This window comes from Methanohalobium sp. (assembly GCF_046546175.1).
Taxonomy (GTDB): domain Archaea; phylum Halobacteriota; class Methanosarcinia; order Methanosarcinales; family Methanosarcinaceae; genus Methanohalobium.
The window spans coordinates 1-16,920 of record NZ_JBKGYF010000036.1 but is presented as its reverse complement, the minus strand read 5'-3'; the positions used below and the strand labels follow the sequence as shown (position 1 = coordinate 16,920).

The 16,920-nt window shown below is 37.9% G+C and carries 17 protein-coding genes; 7 read left to right on the top strand and 10 right to left on the bottom strand.

Annotation, left to right across the window (positions count from 1 at the left end; genetic code table 11):
• Together nadE and ACLFMM_RS05535 are read right to left on the bottom strand one after the other, a co-directional pair.
• On the bottom strand, positions 1-449 hold a 449-nt coding region (gene nadE, locus ACLFMM_RS05540; protein ID WP_410807721.1), incomplete at its 3' end, for an NAD(+) synthase.
• A gap of 60 nt (positions 450-509) precedes the next feature.
• Complete coding sequence (locus ACLFMM_RS05535; protein ID WP_410807720.1) at positions 510-1,997, bottom strand: carotenoid oxygenase family protein; 1,488 nt, start codon at positions 1,995-1,997, stop codon at positions 510-512.
• 92 nt (positions 1,998-2,089) lie between these two features.
• Between ACLFMM_RS05535 and ACLFMM_RS05530 the strand changes: the two genes are divergently transcribed.
• Positions 2,090-2,587, top strand: a complete 498-nt coding sequence (locus tag ACLFMM_RS05530) for an NOB1 family endonuclease (protein ID WP_410807719.1) — start codon at positions 2,090-2,092, stop codon at positions 2,585-2,587.
• A gap of 40 nt (positions 2,588-2,627) precedes the next feature.
• Positions 2,628-3,239 carry an orotate phosphoribosyltransferase-like protein gene (locus ACLFMM_RS05525; protein ID WP_410807718.1) on the top strand — a complete coding sequence of 204 codons (612 nt, stop codon included), beginning with the start codon at positions 2,628-2,630 and terminating at the stop codon, positions 3,237-3,239.
• A 31-nt stretch (positions 3,240-3,270) separates the two neighbouring features.
• On the opposite strand, the gene ACLFMM_RS05520 is transcribed toward ACLFMM_RS05525, so the two are convergent.
• Positions 3,271-5,406 (bottom strand): DHH family phosphoesterase, encoded by a 2,136-nt coding sequence (locus ACLFMM_RS05520; protein ID WP_410807717.1) that lies wholly within the window; start codon positions 5,404-5,406, stop codon positions 3,271-3,273.
• Positions 5,407-5,543: 137 nt separating this feature from the next.
• Here ACLFMM_RS05520 and ACLFMM_RS05515 point away from each other — a divergent pair, with 137 nt between their 5' ends.
• Positions 5,544-6,464, top strand: a complete 921-nt coding sequence (locus ACLFMM_RS05515; RefSeq protein WP_410807716.1) for a slipin family protein — start codon at positions 5,544-5,546, stop codon at positions 6,462-6,464.
• 17 nt (positions 6,465-6,481) lie between these two features.
• Positions 6,482-7,801, top strand: coding sequence for an NfeD family protein (locus ACLFMM_RS05510; protein WP_410807715.1), 1,320 nt, complete (start codon positions 6,482-6,484; stop codon positions 7,799-7,801).
• Here the strand turns inward: ACLFMM_RS05510 and ACLFMM_RS05505 are convergent, their stop codons facing one another.
• The 7 genes from ACLFMM_RS05505 to ACLFMM_RS05475 all read right to left on the bottom strand — a co-directional run bounded on the left by ACLFMM_RS05505 (position 7,802) and on the right by ACLFMM_RS05475 (position 14,442).
• Positions 7,802-9,130, bottom strand: a complete 1,329-nt coding sequence (locus ACLFMM_RS05505) for an AIR synthase-related protein (RefSeq protein WP_410807714.1) — start codon at positions 9,128-9,130, stop codon at positions 7,802-7,804.
• Positions 9,131-9,152: 22 nt separating this feature from the next.
• Positions 9,153-9,761 carry an imidazole glycerol phosphate synthase subunit HisH gene (hisH, locus tag ACLFMM_RS05500; RefSeq protein WP_410807713.1) on the bottom strand — a complete coding sequence of 203 codons (609 nt, stop codon included), beginning with the start codon at positions 9,759-9,761 and terminating at the stop codon, positions 9,153-9,155.
• Positions 9,762-9,810: 49 nt separating this feature from the next.
• Positions 9,811-9,993 (bottom strand): hypothetical protein, encoded by a 183-nt coding sequence (locus ACLFMM_RS05495; RefSeq protein WP_410807712.1) that lies wholly within the window; start codon positions 9,991-9,993, stop codon positions 9,811-9,813.
• 56 nt (positions 9,994-10,049) lie between these two features.
• The gene (locus ACLFMM_RS05490; RefSeq protein WP_410807711.1) at positions 10,050-11,351 is read right to left on the bottom strand and encodes a UDP-glucose dehydrogenase family protein; all 1,302 of its coding nucleotides are present in this window, start codon (positions 11,349-11,351) and stop codon (positions 10,050-10,052) included.
• 133 nt (positions 11,352-11,484) lie between these two features.
• Complete coding sequence (locus ACLFMM_RS05485) at positions 11,485-13,326, bottom strand: PINc/VapC family ATPase (RefSeq protein WP_410807710.1); 1,842 nt, start codon at positions 13,324-13,326, stop codon at positions 11,485-11,487.
• Between the two features lie 55 nt (positions 13,327-13,381).
• Positions 13,382-13,744, bottom strand: a complete 363-nt coding sequence (hisI, locus tag ACLFMM_RS05480; protein ID WP_410807709.1) for a phosphoribosyl-AMP cyclohydrolase — start codon at positions 13,742-13,744, stop codon at positions 13,382-13,384.
• 302 nt (positions 13,745-14,046) lie between these two features.
• Positions 14,047-14,442, bottom strand: coding sequence for a response regulator (locus ACLFMM_RS05475; protein WP_410807708.1), 396 nt, complete (start codon positions 14,440-14,442; stop codon positions 14,047-14,049).
• Between the two features lie 337 nt (positions 14,443-14,779).
• Between ACLFMM_RS05475 and ACLFMM_RS05470 the strand changes: the two genes are divergently transcribed.
• From ACLFMM_RS05470 to ACLFMM_RS05460, 3 genes are all read left to right on the top strand, one after another.
• Complete coding sequence (locus ACLFMM_RS05470; RefSeq protein ID WP_410807707.1) at positions 14,780-15,844, top strand: hypothetical protein; 1,065 nt, start codon at positions 14,780-14,782, stop codon at positions 15,842-15,844.
• Between the two features lie 121 nt (positions 15,845-15,965).
• The gene (locus tag ACLFMM_RS05465) at positions 15,966-16,283 is read left to right on the top strand and encodes a HesB/IscA family protein (RefSeq protein ID WP_410807706.1); all 318 of its coding nucleotides are present in this window, start codon (positions 15,966-15,968) and stop codon (positions 16,281-16,283) included.
• A 48-nt stretch (positions 16,284-16,331) separates the two neighbouring features.
• On the top strand, positions 16,332-16,691 hold the full coding sequence (locus tag ACLFMM_RS05460) for a nascent polypeptide-associated complex protein (RefSeq protein ID WP_410807705.1): 360 nt from the start codon (positions 16,332-16,334) through the stop codon (positions 16,689-16,691).
• Positions 16,692-16,920 lie beyond the last annotated feature (229 nt).

Below are 16,920 nucleotides of genomic sequence, written 5' to 3'. Positions count from 1 at the left end.
CCGTATTTTGTGAAATAACCAAGCATGATTTCGCTCTTGTTACCCGTACCTATGACCAATTTGTTGAAAAAATTTGCATAATAGTATAGAATACTCATCCTAATTCGCGATTTTAAATTTCCCACAACAGATGGATAATCATCAGCTTTGTCAGGGATTTCTGATAGGAAACAGTTCAAAAGTCTGGATATTTCTATATTTTTATATGTAATTCCAAGTTCATTTGCGATGAGTTCCGAATCAACCGTATCCTGTGTTGGTGTTATATATGACTCAGGCAGATGGATACCAAGCACATTATTACTTCCCAGTGCTTCTACCATCAGATAGGCAGTCACAGCTGAATCAATTCCACCACTGAGTCCTACAACAGCTCCATTTGAACCCGATTCTTCTATTTTTGACCGGATGAAATTAACAATTATATCACTGGCTCTATAGTAATCCATGTTATCCTAAATTGTTGATAGTAATCATAGATTAATTATCAGATATATTAAAATTGTCTCTTATAAGGATGGTTTCCAGATTCCATGGAAGCTGAGTGGCACATGATGTTTGAGATGGATTTTTGCCACTGGTCCATTATTCAAATCATCAGCCTGCAGTATTGCCAGAAAACTCTTTTTGTTATAACTGTTATAAACTTCTGTCAATATCCATCCCGGTTCATCACTGGAACCCGGTGAATAATCATACCCAGGTTTTGGTACAAATACCGGTTCTGTACAGTAAAATCCTTCCCCGAAATCATACACTTCTGATAAACCAGTATCCATATCCATTCTTACAACCGCGGACCAGAAAACATCCTCTGGTTTATGAGCTCTTATAAAATACCCATATCTATGTTTGCGGCATGAAAGACAGGGATTTACCACTGGGTATTCATAATTGGCACCATCCAGTACCTGTTGTTGTACAGCTCTTTTATCAAGGTCTATTATATATCTTCTTACTTCCCCAGGATAATTACTTTTCTTCTCCCTTCCTTCCATTATAGCATAAAAGGTTGGTTCATTTCCAAGTATTTGTTCAGGATACCTGTAACCAACAAAATCAGCTACAATTTTATTATCCTCTTCATATGCATTCAGCGTATGCCACATCCATGAGGATTCAACTTGGAACTCTTCTGGTTCTATCTCTCCTTTATCATGACGGTTCAATACCAGTAAAACATTACCTTCCTCGGGTTTCCAGTAAATGGATTCTGAAAAACTGGATAATCCTGTTATGAATTTGAATACATGAGATTCAGCAGGTTGAAAACTTAAAATAACATGATTATCAGAAACAAAAAAATCATGCATATAGGAGTTTTTTGGGATTTTTACCTTTTGATGTTTTATCAGGTCATCGTTTTTATCCAGTGTAACAATACTTAATTTATCTCTAACTCCACTTACAAGAATCCATTCTCCTGTCTGGCCATCAATCTTTGAATGAGCCATGAAGTTGGCAGGAAGTTTACTATCGGCAAATCCCAAACTGGTTTTTCTAATTGTTTCCAGTGTTTTAGGGTTCAGTTCATAGATTTGAGGACCGTCATCAAAGGCATAGAGCTTTCCATTCCTCTCAACAACTGTAACTCCTGCCTGGCTACGAAGTTTCCTGCCAAAAATATTAAATATAGGTCCACCAGGTGCAAGTGTAGTCCATGAAGCATATAAAAACTTGCCTGCTTCCTCTTCATCGATGTACTTATCAGTTCTCACGAACCTATTCTGATAATATACTCCTCCTTTATGAAAACGGAATGATTGTATCATCCCATCTCCATCAAAAATATATCTTTTTCGCAGGTTACCACGGTCAAATAATCCAGGACCGTTAAGATAAAGAGTTCCTTCTAGATCTTCGGGAATTGTCCCTTCAACTTCTGCTTCATAGGAATATTCCCCATCAATTGAAGTCGCCAGTCCCAGTGGAGAAGGTTGATCCTGCTTATCCAAAGACGGAAATGATGTATTATCCAGTGGGTCGCTTTCATCCATATTTAATCTATAATGGTCTAATTAAAACATCTACTTATTAATATTGGTCATAACAGAATATAATATAAACAAAAACTAACATTGAATGTATTATGAAATATTACATCGCAGATTCTGCAGTATTCATCATGGGTTATACAAAAAATATCAATTATTCCTCTTTAATCACTGTTCCATCGGTTACAGATGAATTGAAAAGTGATGAATCTGTCATGAGATTTGAACTTGCCCGGGAGAACGGTATAAGAGTGGAAATTCCTGATTCTGATACAAGAAATAAAGTTCTTGAAATGGCCCGATACACCCGGGACCTGGATGAATTATCCACCACTGATATAGATATACTGGCAAAAGCATTAGAATATAAAAATAGTGGGTCTGGTAATATAACACTTCTTACTGATGACTATGCAGTTCAGAATGTTGCAGAACTTTTAAAAATTAATGTGGAGACGATTGCTCAAAAAAAGATTAAGGACAGACTTGTCTGGGAAAAGGAATGTGTCGGATGCAAAAAGAGATTTGGTAAAGGGGATTTATGTCCTATCTGCGGATCAGCACTAAAAAAGAAAAGGAAAAGAAAAGTATAACAATATAGATAAACCAATAATAGATAAAGGCGCGGATACTATGAAGAACATAGATGATATGATAAAAAAAGCAGAAGAATTGCAATCAAAGGGACTTGTAACAGGACAGATTGCAGATGAACTGAATGTATCACGTGAAACTGTCACCTGGCTGCTCACAAGAGCAAAAAAAGGTTCCAAAAGTCCAGCACCCAAGGATATTTCTGTGGATTGGAGTACAATCGGAAAAAATTCCTGCAGGCTCAGATACATATCAAGTGCACTGGCCCATATGACCATGGAGTCTGCATGTGAAACCAAGTCTGAAATCGATACCATAGTTGGAATAGGTTTAAGCGGTGTGCCCCTTGCAAGCCTTATTGCAGATGATTTGGGTAAAGAACTTGCAATATTCCATGGTACTACCAAACAGGATGAATTAAAAAGAGTCCCTGGAACAGTCAGCCGGAATTTTGGTGAAGTTACCGGAAAAAACTGTGTGGTTGTTGATGATGTTATAACATCCGGCGCTACAATTACAGAAGTAATAAATCAACTACGGGATTTTGGTGCAAATCCTGTTGTTGTAACCGTTATCATTGACAAAAAAGGTTCAGATAAAATATCAGATGTACCTGTCAAATCAATGGTACGTATCGTCCGGGTAGATTAAATTCAGAAATATTAAAGGGTCTGATTGATATTCAACCCAGACCTTCCTCTATTTCTGCCTGACCCAATTTTTCAGCCAGTTTTTCAAGAACTTCTTTACGCATTCCCTCTACAAATTTTATACTACCAACAACCAGGTGTCCACCACCATTAACACCTCCACCTTTAACTTCATTTCGAAGCTCTCTCACAATTTGGGGGATATTCATCTTCACATTTTTGGAACGGATTACGGTAAAATCCGGACCGTAGCCTATTGTTATCACGGGCTTGTTTTCATATTCTTGGCACATCCTGTCATGTACCTCCCCTGCTGTTTTACCAGGTGGTGGGAAACTGAATTTATGTGCATAATTTTCGACATCGAGTGCATTCAGTATTGCACCATTGGAAAGTCTTGTGGATTTTACATGTGGAAGACATGTCTCCAACTGGGATGATATCAGTTCATTTGCCTGTTCACAGAGTATGGATACCAGATTTTTATGTACCATTGGGTCTCCAAAATTCAGAATATCATCCACTATACCTTTACCACTATTAAATTTCAACCAGAAAGCTTCAAAATCAAGTGCCAGTGCAATATCCTTCAATTGTTCAAGTGGATACCTGTCTGATACCAGTTCTATGTATTTGGTAGCTTCTTCTCTTTCTGAACGGTCACCTACAGCTGAAATTGCAGGTAAATGATAGATTTCATCTTTGACATCGGGATTTATCATGCTCGCTATTTCCGTGCACAACATACCAGTGGTTACACCAAAATCTCCACCTGCATGAGCGGGGTTTATATGAGACAGAAGATATTGATCAACCACTTCATCCGGATTGTGATGGTCGACTACAATCATGTCTATTCCATAAACTCTTGCCTGTCTCATGGCAGGTATGTCTTCATCAGTAGACCCATTATCTACCAGTAGTATAAGCGGAAATTTCTGACCATGACGCTCCATATCCTCAAGAGCAAAAGATAGATCCTTGGTCACATCCGCAAGTTCATAAAATGGTGCTTTGGATGGTGAACGCCGGTACAGATAATATTCAGCATCAGAACCGCTGACTTCCCTTATTAGTGGAAGTACCGCTCTTTCAAGCGCTACTGCCGCTGTCATGCCATCTGCATCAGCATGGTGTCTGATTACAATCGGTTTTGATTTGATTACAGCTTTCCTGATTTCCTTTGCAACCTTTTTCATGACTGGTTTCAAATTGTCCAGTATTCCACTTTCAATCAGGAATTCTGATTCATATGGTTCAGCTCTTTCATCGATTGCCTTTTCAATACGCTCCCAGATAGCAGTTTCTTTTTCTCCAGTGAGCTTTTTCATGCTTTTAATTTCAAGTTGAACTTCTTCACCTCTGGATGTTATTTCTCCAGTTGCAGTGACCACCATGTTGGAATCAATATACGGATACGCACGTTCACCTGCCTTTTCAAAGGCAGCACCTGTGATTAATCCTGATTCATCAGATATAGTAAAAATCGTAGGACCTGCTGTTTGTTTTACCTGTATTACTTCGCCTTCTATTCTTACAACCCGTCCAATAAGTTCTGGTAATTCAGAGGATAGTTTAATCGGAAGTTCTTTTTCAAGTTCCACGGTGTGGTATTCTTTAATGTTTTTTGGAACAAGGTCGATATTGCCATTGGATTTTATTTCCTTTACATAGACTATCACAGAATCTCCAATATCAAGTTCCATTTTCAGATTCCTTGAATGTATCAGACCTTTGATATGAGCATTTAAGTTTACAAAAACACCAAACGCTGCTATACCATCAACAATACCGTGATAGAGTTGTCCTACCTCTACTTCATCCAAATTACATGAGTTGTCAAGAGCATAAACTACCTGTGATTTGGCACAAACTTTACACACTTCCTCTTCATTTAAAGGTTCATCAATGGATGCACCACATACCCTACATTTATAAAAAATACCGTGTCCATTGCAGGCTTCGCAATTCTGAGTTATTTCAATCTGCCCGCTGCCTTCACATTTGGGACAATATGACCCTTCTGATAAGAAATTATTAACATTTTGTTCATTTAACTTCATGAGGTCAACGGATTTGGTTTTTCCGGTGCCCTTGCATTCAGGACATTTCTCTGTTGATAGGATTTGGTAACCTTTCCCTTTACATTCTATGCATTCTTCACTCATTCTATCAACACTAATATTGTTTATGTAGAATTTATTTGTATTGATTCAAAAATCAAAAATTAAAATTGTCTCACTGGTTTAAACCAATAGTTTTTTAACTACAGACATTCAATTTACTTTTAGGAGAGTGGGTTAAATTGGTTGATTATACTATATTAATCCCTGCAATAATTGTAGTACTTATAATACTATCACAGGCTATCAAAATTGTTAAAGAATACGAACGTGTTGTTGTTTTCAGATTGGGAAGATTCTTGGGTGAAAAGGGGCCAGGGCTGTTTATAATAATCCCTATTGTTGATACTGTTGTTAAAGTAGACCTTCGTGTGGTTACTATTGATGTACCGAAACAGGCAGTCATCACTCTAGATAATGTCACTATTGATGTGGATGCTGTGGTATATTACAGGGTTACAGAACCAGGTTATGCTGTAACTGCTGTAGAAGATTATAAATATGCTACAGCAATGCTTTCCCAAACTACCTTGCGAGATACACTTGGACAGGTTGAATTCGATGATGTACTTTCAAAACGAGAGGACATTAACCAGAAAATACAGAATGTACTGGATTCGTTAACAGACCCATGGGGAATCAAGGTTACAAATGTCACGATAAGAGATGTTGTACTACCTCAGTCCATGTATCGTGCCATTGCAAGACAGGCAGAAGCAGAACGTGAGAAACGTGCCCGTACAATCCTTGCTGACGGTGAATTTCAAGCCGCTAAAAAGAATAGAGATGCTGGTCAATTGTATCAGGAAATGCCTGCAGGTCTCAAATTACGTGAGCTGCAAACATTTGCTGAAATCTCACGTGAAAAGAATATGATTATAGTGACCAATACTACAGATGTTGATACTGGTAAGATTGCTGCACTTTCAAAGGCGGTTACAAAAGGTGATAGTGGTGATTGGGGAAGTAAACAACATAGTAGTCAATCATCCCCTACAAAAAAAGAAGAGCCTCAGCCAACCACAGAAACCATGATTGATGAAATAATCGAGTCTTCAAAAGAAGAATCAGGTGAGATGAGTGAGAAAAAACGACAAAAATAAAAGGGTATAAAAATCAAATGACATCAGGTGTGATGAATATCAGACCCTATATTTACCTTTTTTTTATATCACTGTTCCTTTTTCTGATGGTGGCATCACCCTGTGCCAGTGCCCAGGAAGAAAAGGTACTTGTAGTGGAGATTTCTGATTCCATTACATCTGCAAGTGACGACCTTGTAACCAATGCCATATCGGTCGCAGAGGAGGAAAATTATGATGCTCTGCTTATCACATTGAATACCCCTGGTGGAAAACTTGATGAAACCTTCAACATAATTGAACAAATCGAGGGGACTGATGTACCTGTTATTGGTTATGTGTATCCCGAGGGGGCAAAATCCTGGTCTGCGGGCACTATTATACTGATAAGTACCGATATTGCTGCGATGGCCCCTTTTTCTGTAATAGGTTCTGCACAACCTGTTCAACTAACAGGTACAGGCAGCCAGCCGATAAATGATACAAAAACTATCAACGCTATTATCGAATACACCAGAGAAAAAGCACGACAGAACAACAGAAATGTTACTGCCGCTGAAGAATTCATTACAAAGAACCTGAATCTCAACGCTGAAACTGCTCAGGAGTACAATGTTATCGAATATGTTTCCCCTTCAATTGGTGATTTGCTCAGACAGGTCGATGGTGATGTTGCAAAGGGTAAACAGCTCAATGTCAGCGGTGCGCAAATCGACAGTTATGATCCACCTTTAAATATCATCATCATGGGCATAATCTCAGACCCATTGATTGCATCACTGCTACTGATTATTGGATTATATTCAATTGTTATCGGCCTTTCCAATCCTGGATTTGGTGCAGAAATTTTTGGAACAATTGCTATAGCATTAGGACTTATTGGTTCAGGATTTGATGTTAATATTGCTGCTATTTTCCTCATAATCGTAGGTATGGGGTTGATTTTCCTAGAAATCCAATCCCCTGGTATAGGTGCATTCGGTGTAGGTGGATTGATTTGTCTTATAGCTGGAAGCATATTCCTAATACCTACCGATTATCCTGACTTTTACACACCTGCTGAAATCCAGCAGGAGATGATAATTGCCATTGTCACCCCTTCGATAATTATGGGTGTATTTATGCTGTTTATTGTATACAAAATTATAGAAGTAAGACACAAGAAACCTATCATCGGTGAAATGATAGGAGGTACAGCAATAACCAATGATCAGCTAAAACCCAATAAAGAAGGATATGTTAAATATAAAGGGGAATACTGGAAGGCAAGGTCTGACGAATATATCGAAAAAAATGTCAAGGTGAAAATTATCGAAAAGGATGGGCCGGTACTGGTTGTAAAGCGGGTAGAAGGGTAATTAATCCTTTTTGATTCTATCGATTATCTTTCTCTTTTTATCCAGTGATTCACCGGCAGCCTTATCAATTGCATGTTTCATGTCTTCAAAATCCAATGGTTCCTCTTCGCCTACCATCTTCTTAATAGGTGTATATGCGGATTCTCTGAAACGCGGTGTGAAATCGCATTTTTTACCATCAATTATAATCTCGGCTCCGCTACCTTCTTCCGCTTTTCCGACAATATCAATATCTACACCTGAATTCCTTACTGTCTCGATGATATCTCCAGTATATTCTTCCGGTGCAATGATAAGAAGCGAGTCGAGGGACACCCCCAGATAATCTATTTCAAGTGATTCAAGCATATTCAGTACTGGAGGATTTACCAGCTTTCTCATTCGTGGTTCTTCAAATACCAGTTTTAAACCCGCTGTTCTGGATATTTCTTTTGCATCTCCACGGACTCCACCATTTGTTACATCAGTCATGGCATGGATTTTGGAAGTTAATCCTGATTCAATAAGGGCTTCACACGCATCGAGGAATTTAATATTGATGGTTTCATCCACAACCCCATGCATTCCATAATAGAGAGCAGTAGTAGATACTGTGCCTCCGCCTGCCCCTTCTGTCATGAGTATTACATCTCCTGCTTTTGCCTGGATGCGTGATGTTAGATTGGATTCCACACCTACTGCTCCAACCCCTCCTGTCATTCTGTCACCTATGACCATATCTCCTCCTACACGAAGGGTACTGCCTGTGACAAGCGGGACATCAATAAGTTCAGACACAGTTGTTATGCCCGCTATATGGTCAAATATCTTTGCCACATCCCCATCATCTGCCACATGGATATCAGAAAGCAATGCTACAGGTCTTGCACCCATGACATAGATGTCCCGGAGAGCTGCACGGGCTACATGAAATCCTGCAAGATATGGAAAGTCACTGAGACGGGAATGCATTCCATCAACTGTTACAATGATGTATTTGAACCCATCATCTGTTATTACTGCTCCTGAGTCATCCAGATGGGATGAATCCACAAAAGCACCTGTTTTTCCGATGATTTCGGCTATTTTTTCATGAGTATAAAAATCACCGGTTCCGCGGGAACCTACCCCAAACTGTCCCATGGATATTCCGGAAACAGTTGATGTAAGTACATCACCACTGACATGAAGAGTGGATTTTGCCTCTACAACAGAAGCTTTTGAAAGCTCTCTTGCATGTTTTTGAGTGGTGTTTTTTACCTCACGAATCCGGGAAGTTAATATATCTTCCAGTTCCGATTCCTCAACACCGTTTAACAATGCCCGTTTTGCATAGCCTTCTATATCCATATTTATCCTCTAAATTTACTGGTCAGCACATATTGACAAAATTTTCAACAATTTTAAGTCCTGTTTTCCCACTTTTTTCTGGATGGAACTGGGTTCCTACAACATTACCCTTTTCATTTGCAACTACTGCCGCAAAACTAAGTCCATAATCACAGTACGAAAGTGTGTGGGTTTCATCTGTATCTACATAATAGGAATGGACAAAATACACATATGTTCCGTCAGATATTCCTTCAAAAAGAGGATGGTTTTTATTGATGGTAATGGAATTCCATCCCATATGAGGAACTTTTAATTCACTTGAAGGAAAACGCTTAACATGACCCGGTACAAGGTTGATTCCATCGGTCAGACCGCCTTCATCGGATTTGCTCATGAGTATCTGCTGACCAAGACAGATACCAAGAAGGGGTTTTCCGGTGTCCACATATTCATAGATAGCATCAGTAAGCGGCTGAAGATTTTTCATGGCATCGATAAATGCACCTACACCAGGTAAAATCACACCGTCTGCATCCAGGATATCCGGTGGATCACTTGATATAACCGGTTCTGCACCTACCCTTTCAAGAGCTTTCCTGATGCTTCGAAGATTACCAAGTCCGTAGTCTATGATTGTGATTTTTTTCATGGGTCAAAAAGAGTATGATTTATACATCAAATTAACGATAAAAAAGATATTATTCTTTTGGTTCATATTCTGTTTTTATTCTCCCACACCTTTCACACCTATATTTTTTCTCTCTGATATTGGATGAGAAGTGAGTAGTTCCACCTGCACGTTTCCATTTGTGCAGACCCAAATAACACAGAATACTTTTTCTGGTTGCTTTACCGCTAATACGGGACGGTGATTTATCCATCTGTTATCCCCGATTTACAATCTGCCACCAAACCATAAATACCTGACCGGTTGGAATCACCAGCAAATACCTACATAATCTATTTCCTGTTCAAGGTTTCGAACCGGTACAACACGTCTGCCATCGATTACAATTTTGTTTCTCATCATTCCAAATTCTGAATCCAATTCTTTGAACTCGTCCCAATCTGTCATAACAAGACAGGCATCAGCATTATGAAGAGCGTCTTCTGCTCTGTCACAGTAGGTAATATTGTTAAATATCTTCTTCATATTACCATTTGCCTGAGGGTCATAGGCTTTGATTTCGGCTCCTTTATAAATCAGGTCTGCTATCGCTGGTATTGACCGGGACTCACGAATATCATCGGTCCCGTTTTTAAATGCAAGACCTAGAACAGCAATTGTTTTGTTTTCCAGGTTACCGATTTTTTCTTCCAGCAAATTCACCATTATATGGGGCTGGTTTTCGTTCACCCTGATTACAGCATCAAGCAGTATAGGTTCATAACCGATTTGCTTTGATTTGCCGGTCAGTGCCCTGACATCCTTCGGGAAACATGACCCACCAAAACCTGCTCCTGAATTCAAAAAGTATGGTGAGATTCTAAAATCCATGCCCACTACCTTCATGACTTCATAAGTATCGATTCCGAGTTTTTTACAGATATTACCGATTTCATTGGAAAAAGAGATTTTCGTGGCAAGGAATGAGTTGTTTGTATATTTTATCATCTCTGCAGTTCTGGAGTTGGTTCTTACTATTTCGTTTTGACACTCAACTTTGTCATAAAGCTGTGATACAAAATCACCTGAGTGTTTATCCAGTGCCCCTATGACTATTCTGTCAGGATTCATGAAATCGTATACCGCTTTACCTTCACGCAGAAATTCAGGGTTCATGGACACACCAAAATCTCTTCCTGCCTGTTTCCCTGACGATTCTTCAAGGATAGGAGTTACAAAATTTTCTGTGGTTTCCGGGACTACTGTACTTTTTACAACAACCACATGATAACCATCTTTATTCCCTATGGCGTGTCCGAGACTTTTACTTGCAGCCTTAACGATTGAAAGGTTGATATTACCATAATCATCCGATGGTGTCCCCACACATATAAACGAAATATCCGAATCCAGAACAGCAGATTCATAATCAGAAGTAGCCTTTAAATTATTACCTGCATGTTTTTGAATAAGTTCATCAAGACCTTTTTCCCATATAGGAGATTTGCCTGAATTTATCTTATTTATCCGTTCCTCATCAATATCAATACAGATTACCTGATGACCGAGTTCTGCAAGACAGGCAGCAGTTACAGAACCCACATAACCAGAACCTACTACAGAAACTTTCATAATTATCCTCTGATAATAAAATCCTGGAGGATGTATATTAGATTGACGTTTTGGAGTGATTTAATAAATATTTAAACATTAGCTTTTAAAAGGTAATTATAGCCTGTAAAAAGCTATAATATCCCTCTATTTTTTAGATTACCTTGACAGTAATAACCTCGCCTTCATCCACTGAATCGATAATACTTTCTGCAATGGTTGAATCCTTTCGAACTTTGATATCACCACTGCGACCTATAGTTGCAGTGAAAAGATATGTATCTCCTGCATATACTTCAACATCTTCAGTGGATAGTTCGGGGATTGTCATGATTACGTGTTTTCGGGTTCGCTCAACGGTAGGTCTGAAAATTTTTCCGGCATGCTCTCTTTTTCTCGGTGCTTCTTCTTCCAGTTTCTGAACATCGATGTGTATTCCAAGCTGTCGTTCTATTTCAGCTATCATCGAACCACTTTTACCAATAATTCTTGGAACATCGTGTTCCATGACACGGACAATGGCTTTTTCATCCGATACCATTTCCACTTCAAAAGCACCGCTCACATACTGTTCAATGACATCATGGATTCCGCCTTCTGCCAGTTTCAGTGCAGGTTTTTTGTTTTCAGTACCTACCGGCATGACTACCACCTGTTCACCATAGGTATAAATTTCAAATTCGGTTCTGCCGGTTTCAAAATCCGAAACTGTGATCACAGGTCTTGCAAGGTCTGCTTCAGTCATACCATAGGGTACCTTTACAGTAAATTCCAGTACCTGTACTTTGGACACCTCACCTTTATCAATAAAAATTACAGTATCCACAATCTGTGGTATCACCCCGAGTTCCACTCTTCCGATAAGTCTCTGGATGGCATCCACTGCACGATAGGAGTGCACTACACCAACCATTCCCACTCCTGCAAATCGCATATCTGCAAAAATCTGGAAATCGCGTGTTTTACGCACTTCATCATAGATTGTATAATCCGGGCGAACCAGAAGGAGCAAATCTGCTGTATTCGCCATATCATCATCCAGTGGAGAATACTGGGTGATTTCCTTTGGTACCTGAAGGTCTCGCGGGGATTCCATGGTTTTTACAACAAAATCCTTCTCCTTCAAATACACAGCAATTCCCGCTGCAAAGGTGGATTTTCCTGCACCTGGCGGACCTGCTATAAGTATACCTCTCTGGTCAAGGATTCGCTGTTTCAACTGTTCACTCAACCGATATTCATCCAGTGTTACTGCAGCAACCGGTCTCACTGCTGTGATTTCAACATCATCTGAAAACGGTGGGTTGGATATTGCAATACGCATATTGCGAATCTGCAAAACCATTGCACCATTGGCTGACATCTCAGTAAATGAATCCGGATCTGAGCGAGCTCTTTCAACCAGTTCCCTTGAGATGGTTTTCAGTTCTTTATGGGTTGACGGAGCATCACGTATTTTTACAAACTTCACATTTCCTATAGAACCGCGTTTAGCCATTGGAGAGACTTTGTTCTTGAGATGGACTGACATCGTGTCTTCTGTAAAAAAATCCTCTATCAAAAGGGGTTTAAATTCAAAACTCTGTGGAAAAATCTGTTCGACCTTTAGTCCCTTTGCAATTGCAACTTCAGACTGTACCTTGTCACCTGTTACAAACATGGCATCCACATCATCCGCCACAGAACGAATCAACGCATCAATTTCCCCACCCTTAACCAGTTTTATCTGGTCCAGGCTCGGACGTGTCCCTGTATATCTAAGGTCGATCTCACCACTATTAGCAAGTCTGCGTAACTCACGCAATTCCTCAAGACCTTTAAAACCGACCTCAAGACCCCTGTTTGCCTGTGCCTCAAGCTCTGAAACCACTGCCTCGGGTATAAAAATTGTTGCTCCCTGATACTCACCATTTTTAACTTTCTCTGATATACGACCATCAATAATCACACTGGTGTCAGGAACTATTCTATATTCGGTATCATTTTTTTTCTTCATATTTACCAAACGTTTATGAACTTATATAATTTGATTGGAACTTAAATATTTTCGATTAATATACATCCTCTGGCTCAAAAACCTTTTTTCCCACCACGTCACCATTAATTGTACGGTAGAAACAGGAATAGTACCCCATATGACAGGATGCACCTATCTGTTCTACTTTAAGCAAAACTGCATCCAGATCACAGTCAACAAATATTTCATGAAGTAGTTGTAAGTGACCAGAACTTTCACCTTTTTTCCATAATTCATTCCGGCTTCGGCTCCAGTAATGTACATATCCTGTTTCCAAGGTCTTTTCAAGTGCGGTTTTATCCATATAAGCACACATCAGTACTTCGTTTGTTTTGTAATCCTGGGTTACTGCCTTTACCAATCCATGCTCATACTTTAAATCATCCAGATTTATCATAATAATCACTTACTGCTATACAATAAAGAAATATCTGAATAATGAAATATGGTTAGAAATATATTTGGATATAATTTAAATTTTATATCTACTTAAAAAACCATGACCCTATTGTGGACGAATGCTCGATAAAGGTCAAAGTAAGTTGATTCAAAAACCCACGCAGCCTTAGAACAGAAATAATTGCAGAAACATGGATACGAACATTAAGAAAACAATGTAAGTCTGCAAAACGCAGAGAATAATTACATAATAATATGATACATACCGTATGATAATGTATAGAACCGGAAAACAAGCTTTTATTGTGATACATTCACTGTTTTGTTATTTGTTAAATACTCTTTCACCTGGTTCCCAAAAAGTTCCACATCCACTGGTTTTGATATATATCCATCGCAACCGGCATTAATAAATTTCTTTTTATCACCCAGCATTGCATGAGCAGTTAAAGCCACAACAGGAATATTTATAGAAACAAAATTGTTCTTCAATTCAGAAAGGAGTTCCAATCCATCCATTTGAGGTAACTGAATATCCAGAAGTATCAGGTCAAAGTCATAATTTTGAATTTTATCAAGTGCTTCAAACCCATTTCCTGCATTAACAATATTGTAACCATAAGGGCTTAAAAGGTCATTTATGAGTTCCCTGTTTAATCGGTCATCTTCTACAAGTAGTATGCTAAAGTTTGACATTATCACACCATTATCATATATTAGCAAATATTATCAATTAATGGTTAAGTCATCATAATGCTAGCTAAAATTAAGTTATTACACTTAAAGTATAAAAATATATTTAGAAAAGTGGACAAATTAAAATTTCCAAACTACACTCAAAGATTAAAGCAAACCCAGTAAAATTATATTTAATCTTATCTTTTACATTCCCTGCAACTATATATGGCCCAATCAACAGTACTTATATATCACTTTTCCGTTATCATTATTTTAAACCCTGAAATGATATATTTTAGAAATAAACCAGATAGAAACCTATTTTAGTTTGCTAATTAATAAATTCGTGATGATTATGAAGGAAGACTTAAAACAGATACTCAGCGATATATTCACTTCATCCCAGTACAGCATTATTGAATCAAACAATTATGACCTGATAGCCAGCAAAAATAGTTATACCATCTATATAAAAATCGGAACCCAGGCTGAATACCAAAAAATAAGATATTTTTCCAATGACCTCAATGAAAACAATCAAAATGAAAAATCCATAGGAGTGTATGTAGTTACAGATAACCCAGATAACAGAGTTTATCATTATGCTGAAAAATTGGGTGTTATTTTATGGGGACGTGATGAATTAGCGTTTCAAATTGGAAAAGCTGTAATTGCTGATATTGAAAAGCAACCTTGCGACCTTGAATTAATACAGCCACAAATGTCAAATCAATGGAATGAGGCAGAAAGTACATATCAACAGAATCTATATAAACCTGCATTTGAACAAAGTAACCCCTATGTAGGTGTTGATAATTATTTTAATGATCAAAATAATGCTCAGGAAAATGTGCCATCCAATTGTCTGAACATTAAAACTGCTCCCCTAAACACCTCAAAAGATAATGCGATTTCTGCTGCAAAGCCTCATCTTAGTCAAATACAAAATGCAGTACTCAAATTTGTTCCCTACTGGAAATTCAACTATTCCATCAGCACTGAACAAAGTTACAACTCAAAAATAATAGATATATCAGGAGAAGACACAGGATACCTGAATGCATTAAATGGTAACTTGGAACCATTATTGATTGGAAAAATCGTTGAAAATATCGAAGAACCCAATGACAACTATATAGTAGTCAGTAAAAGTTTAACAAAGGAAGAAGCTGGTAATAAAATATTAAAGATGATCATCGAAAAAAATACCAGAAATATTCGTTTTGATAAAACTATGGGCGAGGCCATGATATCTGAACATAAAAAATTCAAACCCAAGGCTAAAGATATAGATTACCATTTAGAACTGGTGTATCTTCCAGTTTGGGAAGTGAAGGATAATCGCAATTCTATCGAGATAAATGGGTACAATTCAGAAATATTCAATGAACCTACTGGTAACGATGTAGAATTTATATGAACTGGCGCAATTATATTACCATGTTGCGCAGGTTTTTTATACCAACAAACCTATATACTTATCAATAGGTTTTATAACTATTTTCTACAATATAATACATTAACTTAAAAAGGTGAATAACTTGGTAAATATAACTGATGAAGCCGCATCCGAATTAAAATCATTACTTAAATCTGAAGAAAAAGAAGACCACGCACTCAGAATATTTATTGCAGGTATGGGATGCAGTGGAATACAATACGGGCTTGCTCTTGATAATGAAATAAAAGAAGAAGATGTAACTGAAGAAAGCAACGGATTAAAAGTTGTAATGAGTTCAGATATCGAAGAGGGTCTTGCAGACGCTACCATCGATTATGTTGAGACTGAGGAAGGTAAGGGATTTGTTATTGACAATCCAAATCCTGCATCATGTGGATCCTGCAGCAGCTGCCAGTAAAAATATTTAAACTAACATCAATCAAGTATTGATTCAGGTGATAAGTAGATGTTTCCAGGAATGGGCGGTCGTGGAATGAACCCTGCCAAAATGAAACAGATGATGAAGCAGATGGGCATAAGTACAGAAGAACTTGATGATGTTGAGCAGATCATCATTAGAAAATCAGATAAAGACATTGTTTTCAACGATGCGAACGTTACAGTAATGACGGCTCAGGGAGTAGATACCTATCAAATAGTGGGTACCCCTGAAGAAGTTGAAAGAGAAATAGATATACCTGATGATGATATAAAAATGGTTGCTGAACAAACAGGTGCCTCTGAAGATGCTGCCAGAGATGCTCTTAAAAATTCAAAAGGAGATTTGGCTGAAGCAATCATGAAACTGTCTGGTTCTTCAGAATGAATTAATACTTTACCTTTCTTTTTTTACTTTATAAAAAATCTACACTTGGCTAACTTGGAATTTTTCTTTTTAATATAATCCAAGGATAACTGCTTTGATGTTTTAGATAGATTTTAGAGATTTATATCTCTAAAATATCCTGCAAATAAAAGTAGTAAAAATATAACTAAATTAGGCTCTGTAGAAAACCTTTACGATAATTAAAACATTATGATTTACTATAGACCTG

Excerpts from the sequence above, each read along its gene's own strand:
- ACLFMM_RS05470 (WP_410807707.1), top strand. The coding sequence starts at position 14,780 with ATGAAGGAAGACTTAAAACAGATACTCAGCGATATATTCACTTCATCC.
- ACLFMM_RS05485 (WP_410807710.1), bottom strand. The coding sequence starts at position 13,326 with ATGAAGAAAAAAAATGATACCGAATATAGAATAGTTCCTGACACCAGT.
- ACLFMM_RS05505 (WP_410807714.1), bottom strand. The coding sequence starts at position 9,130 with ATGGATATAGAAGGCTATGCAAAACGGGCATTGTTAAACGGTGTTGAG.
- ACLFMM_RS05460 (WP_410807705.1), top strand. The coding sequence starts at position 16,332 with ATGTTTCCAGGAATGGGCGGTCGTGGAATGAACCCTGCCAAAATGAAA.
- ACLFMM_RS05520 (WP_410807717.1), bottom strand. The coding sequence starts at position 5,406 with ATGAGTGAAGAATGCATAGAATGTAAAGGGAAAGGTTACCAAATCCTA.
- ACLFMM_RS05495 (WP_410807712.1), bottom strand. The coding sequence starts at position 9,993 with ATGGATAAATCACCGTCCCGTATTAGCGGTAAAGCAACCAGAAAAAGT.
- ACLFMM_RS05510 (WP_410807715.1), top strand. The coding sequence starts at position 6,482 with ATGACATCAGGTGTGATGAATATCAGACCCTATATTTACCTTTTTTTT.
- hisH (WP_410807713.1), bottom strand. The coding sequence starts at position 9,761 with ATGAAAAAAATCACAATCATAGACTACGGACTTGGTAATCTTCGAAGC.
- hisI (WP_410807709.1), bottom strand. The coding sequence starts at position 13,744 with ATGATAAATCTGGATGATTTAAAGTATGAGCATGGATTGGTAAAGGCA.
- ACLFMM_RS05530 (WP_410807719.1), top strand. The coding sequence starts at position 2,090 with ATGAAATATTACATCGCAGATTCTGCAGTATTCATCATGGGTTATACA.
- ACLFMM_RS05525 (WP_410807718.1), top strand. The coding sequence starts at position 2,628 with ATGAAGAACATAGATGATATGATAAAAAAAGCAGAAGAATTGCAATCA.
- ACLFMM_RS05490 (WP_410807711.1), bottom strand. The coding sequence starts at position 11,351 with ATGAAAGTTTCTGTAGTAGGTTCTGGTTATGTGGGTTCTGTAACTGCT.
- ACLFMM_RS05475 (WP_410807708.1), bottom strand. The coding sequence starts at position 14,442 with ATGTCAAACTTTAGCATACTACTTGTAGAAGATGACCGATTAAACAGG.
- ACLFMM_RS05535 (WP_410807720.1), bottom strand. The coding sequence starts at position 1,997 with ATGGATGAAAGCGACCCACTGGATAATACATCATTTCCGTCTTTGGAT.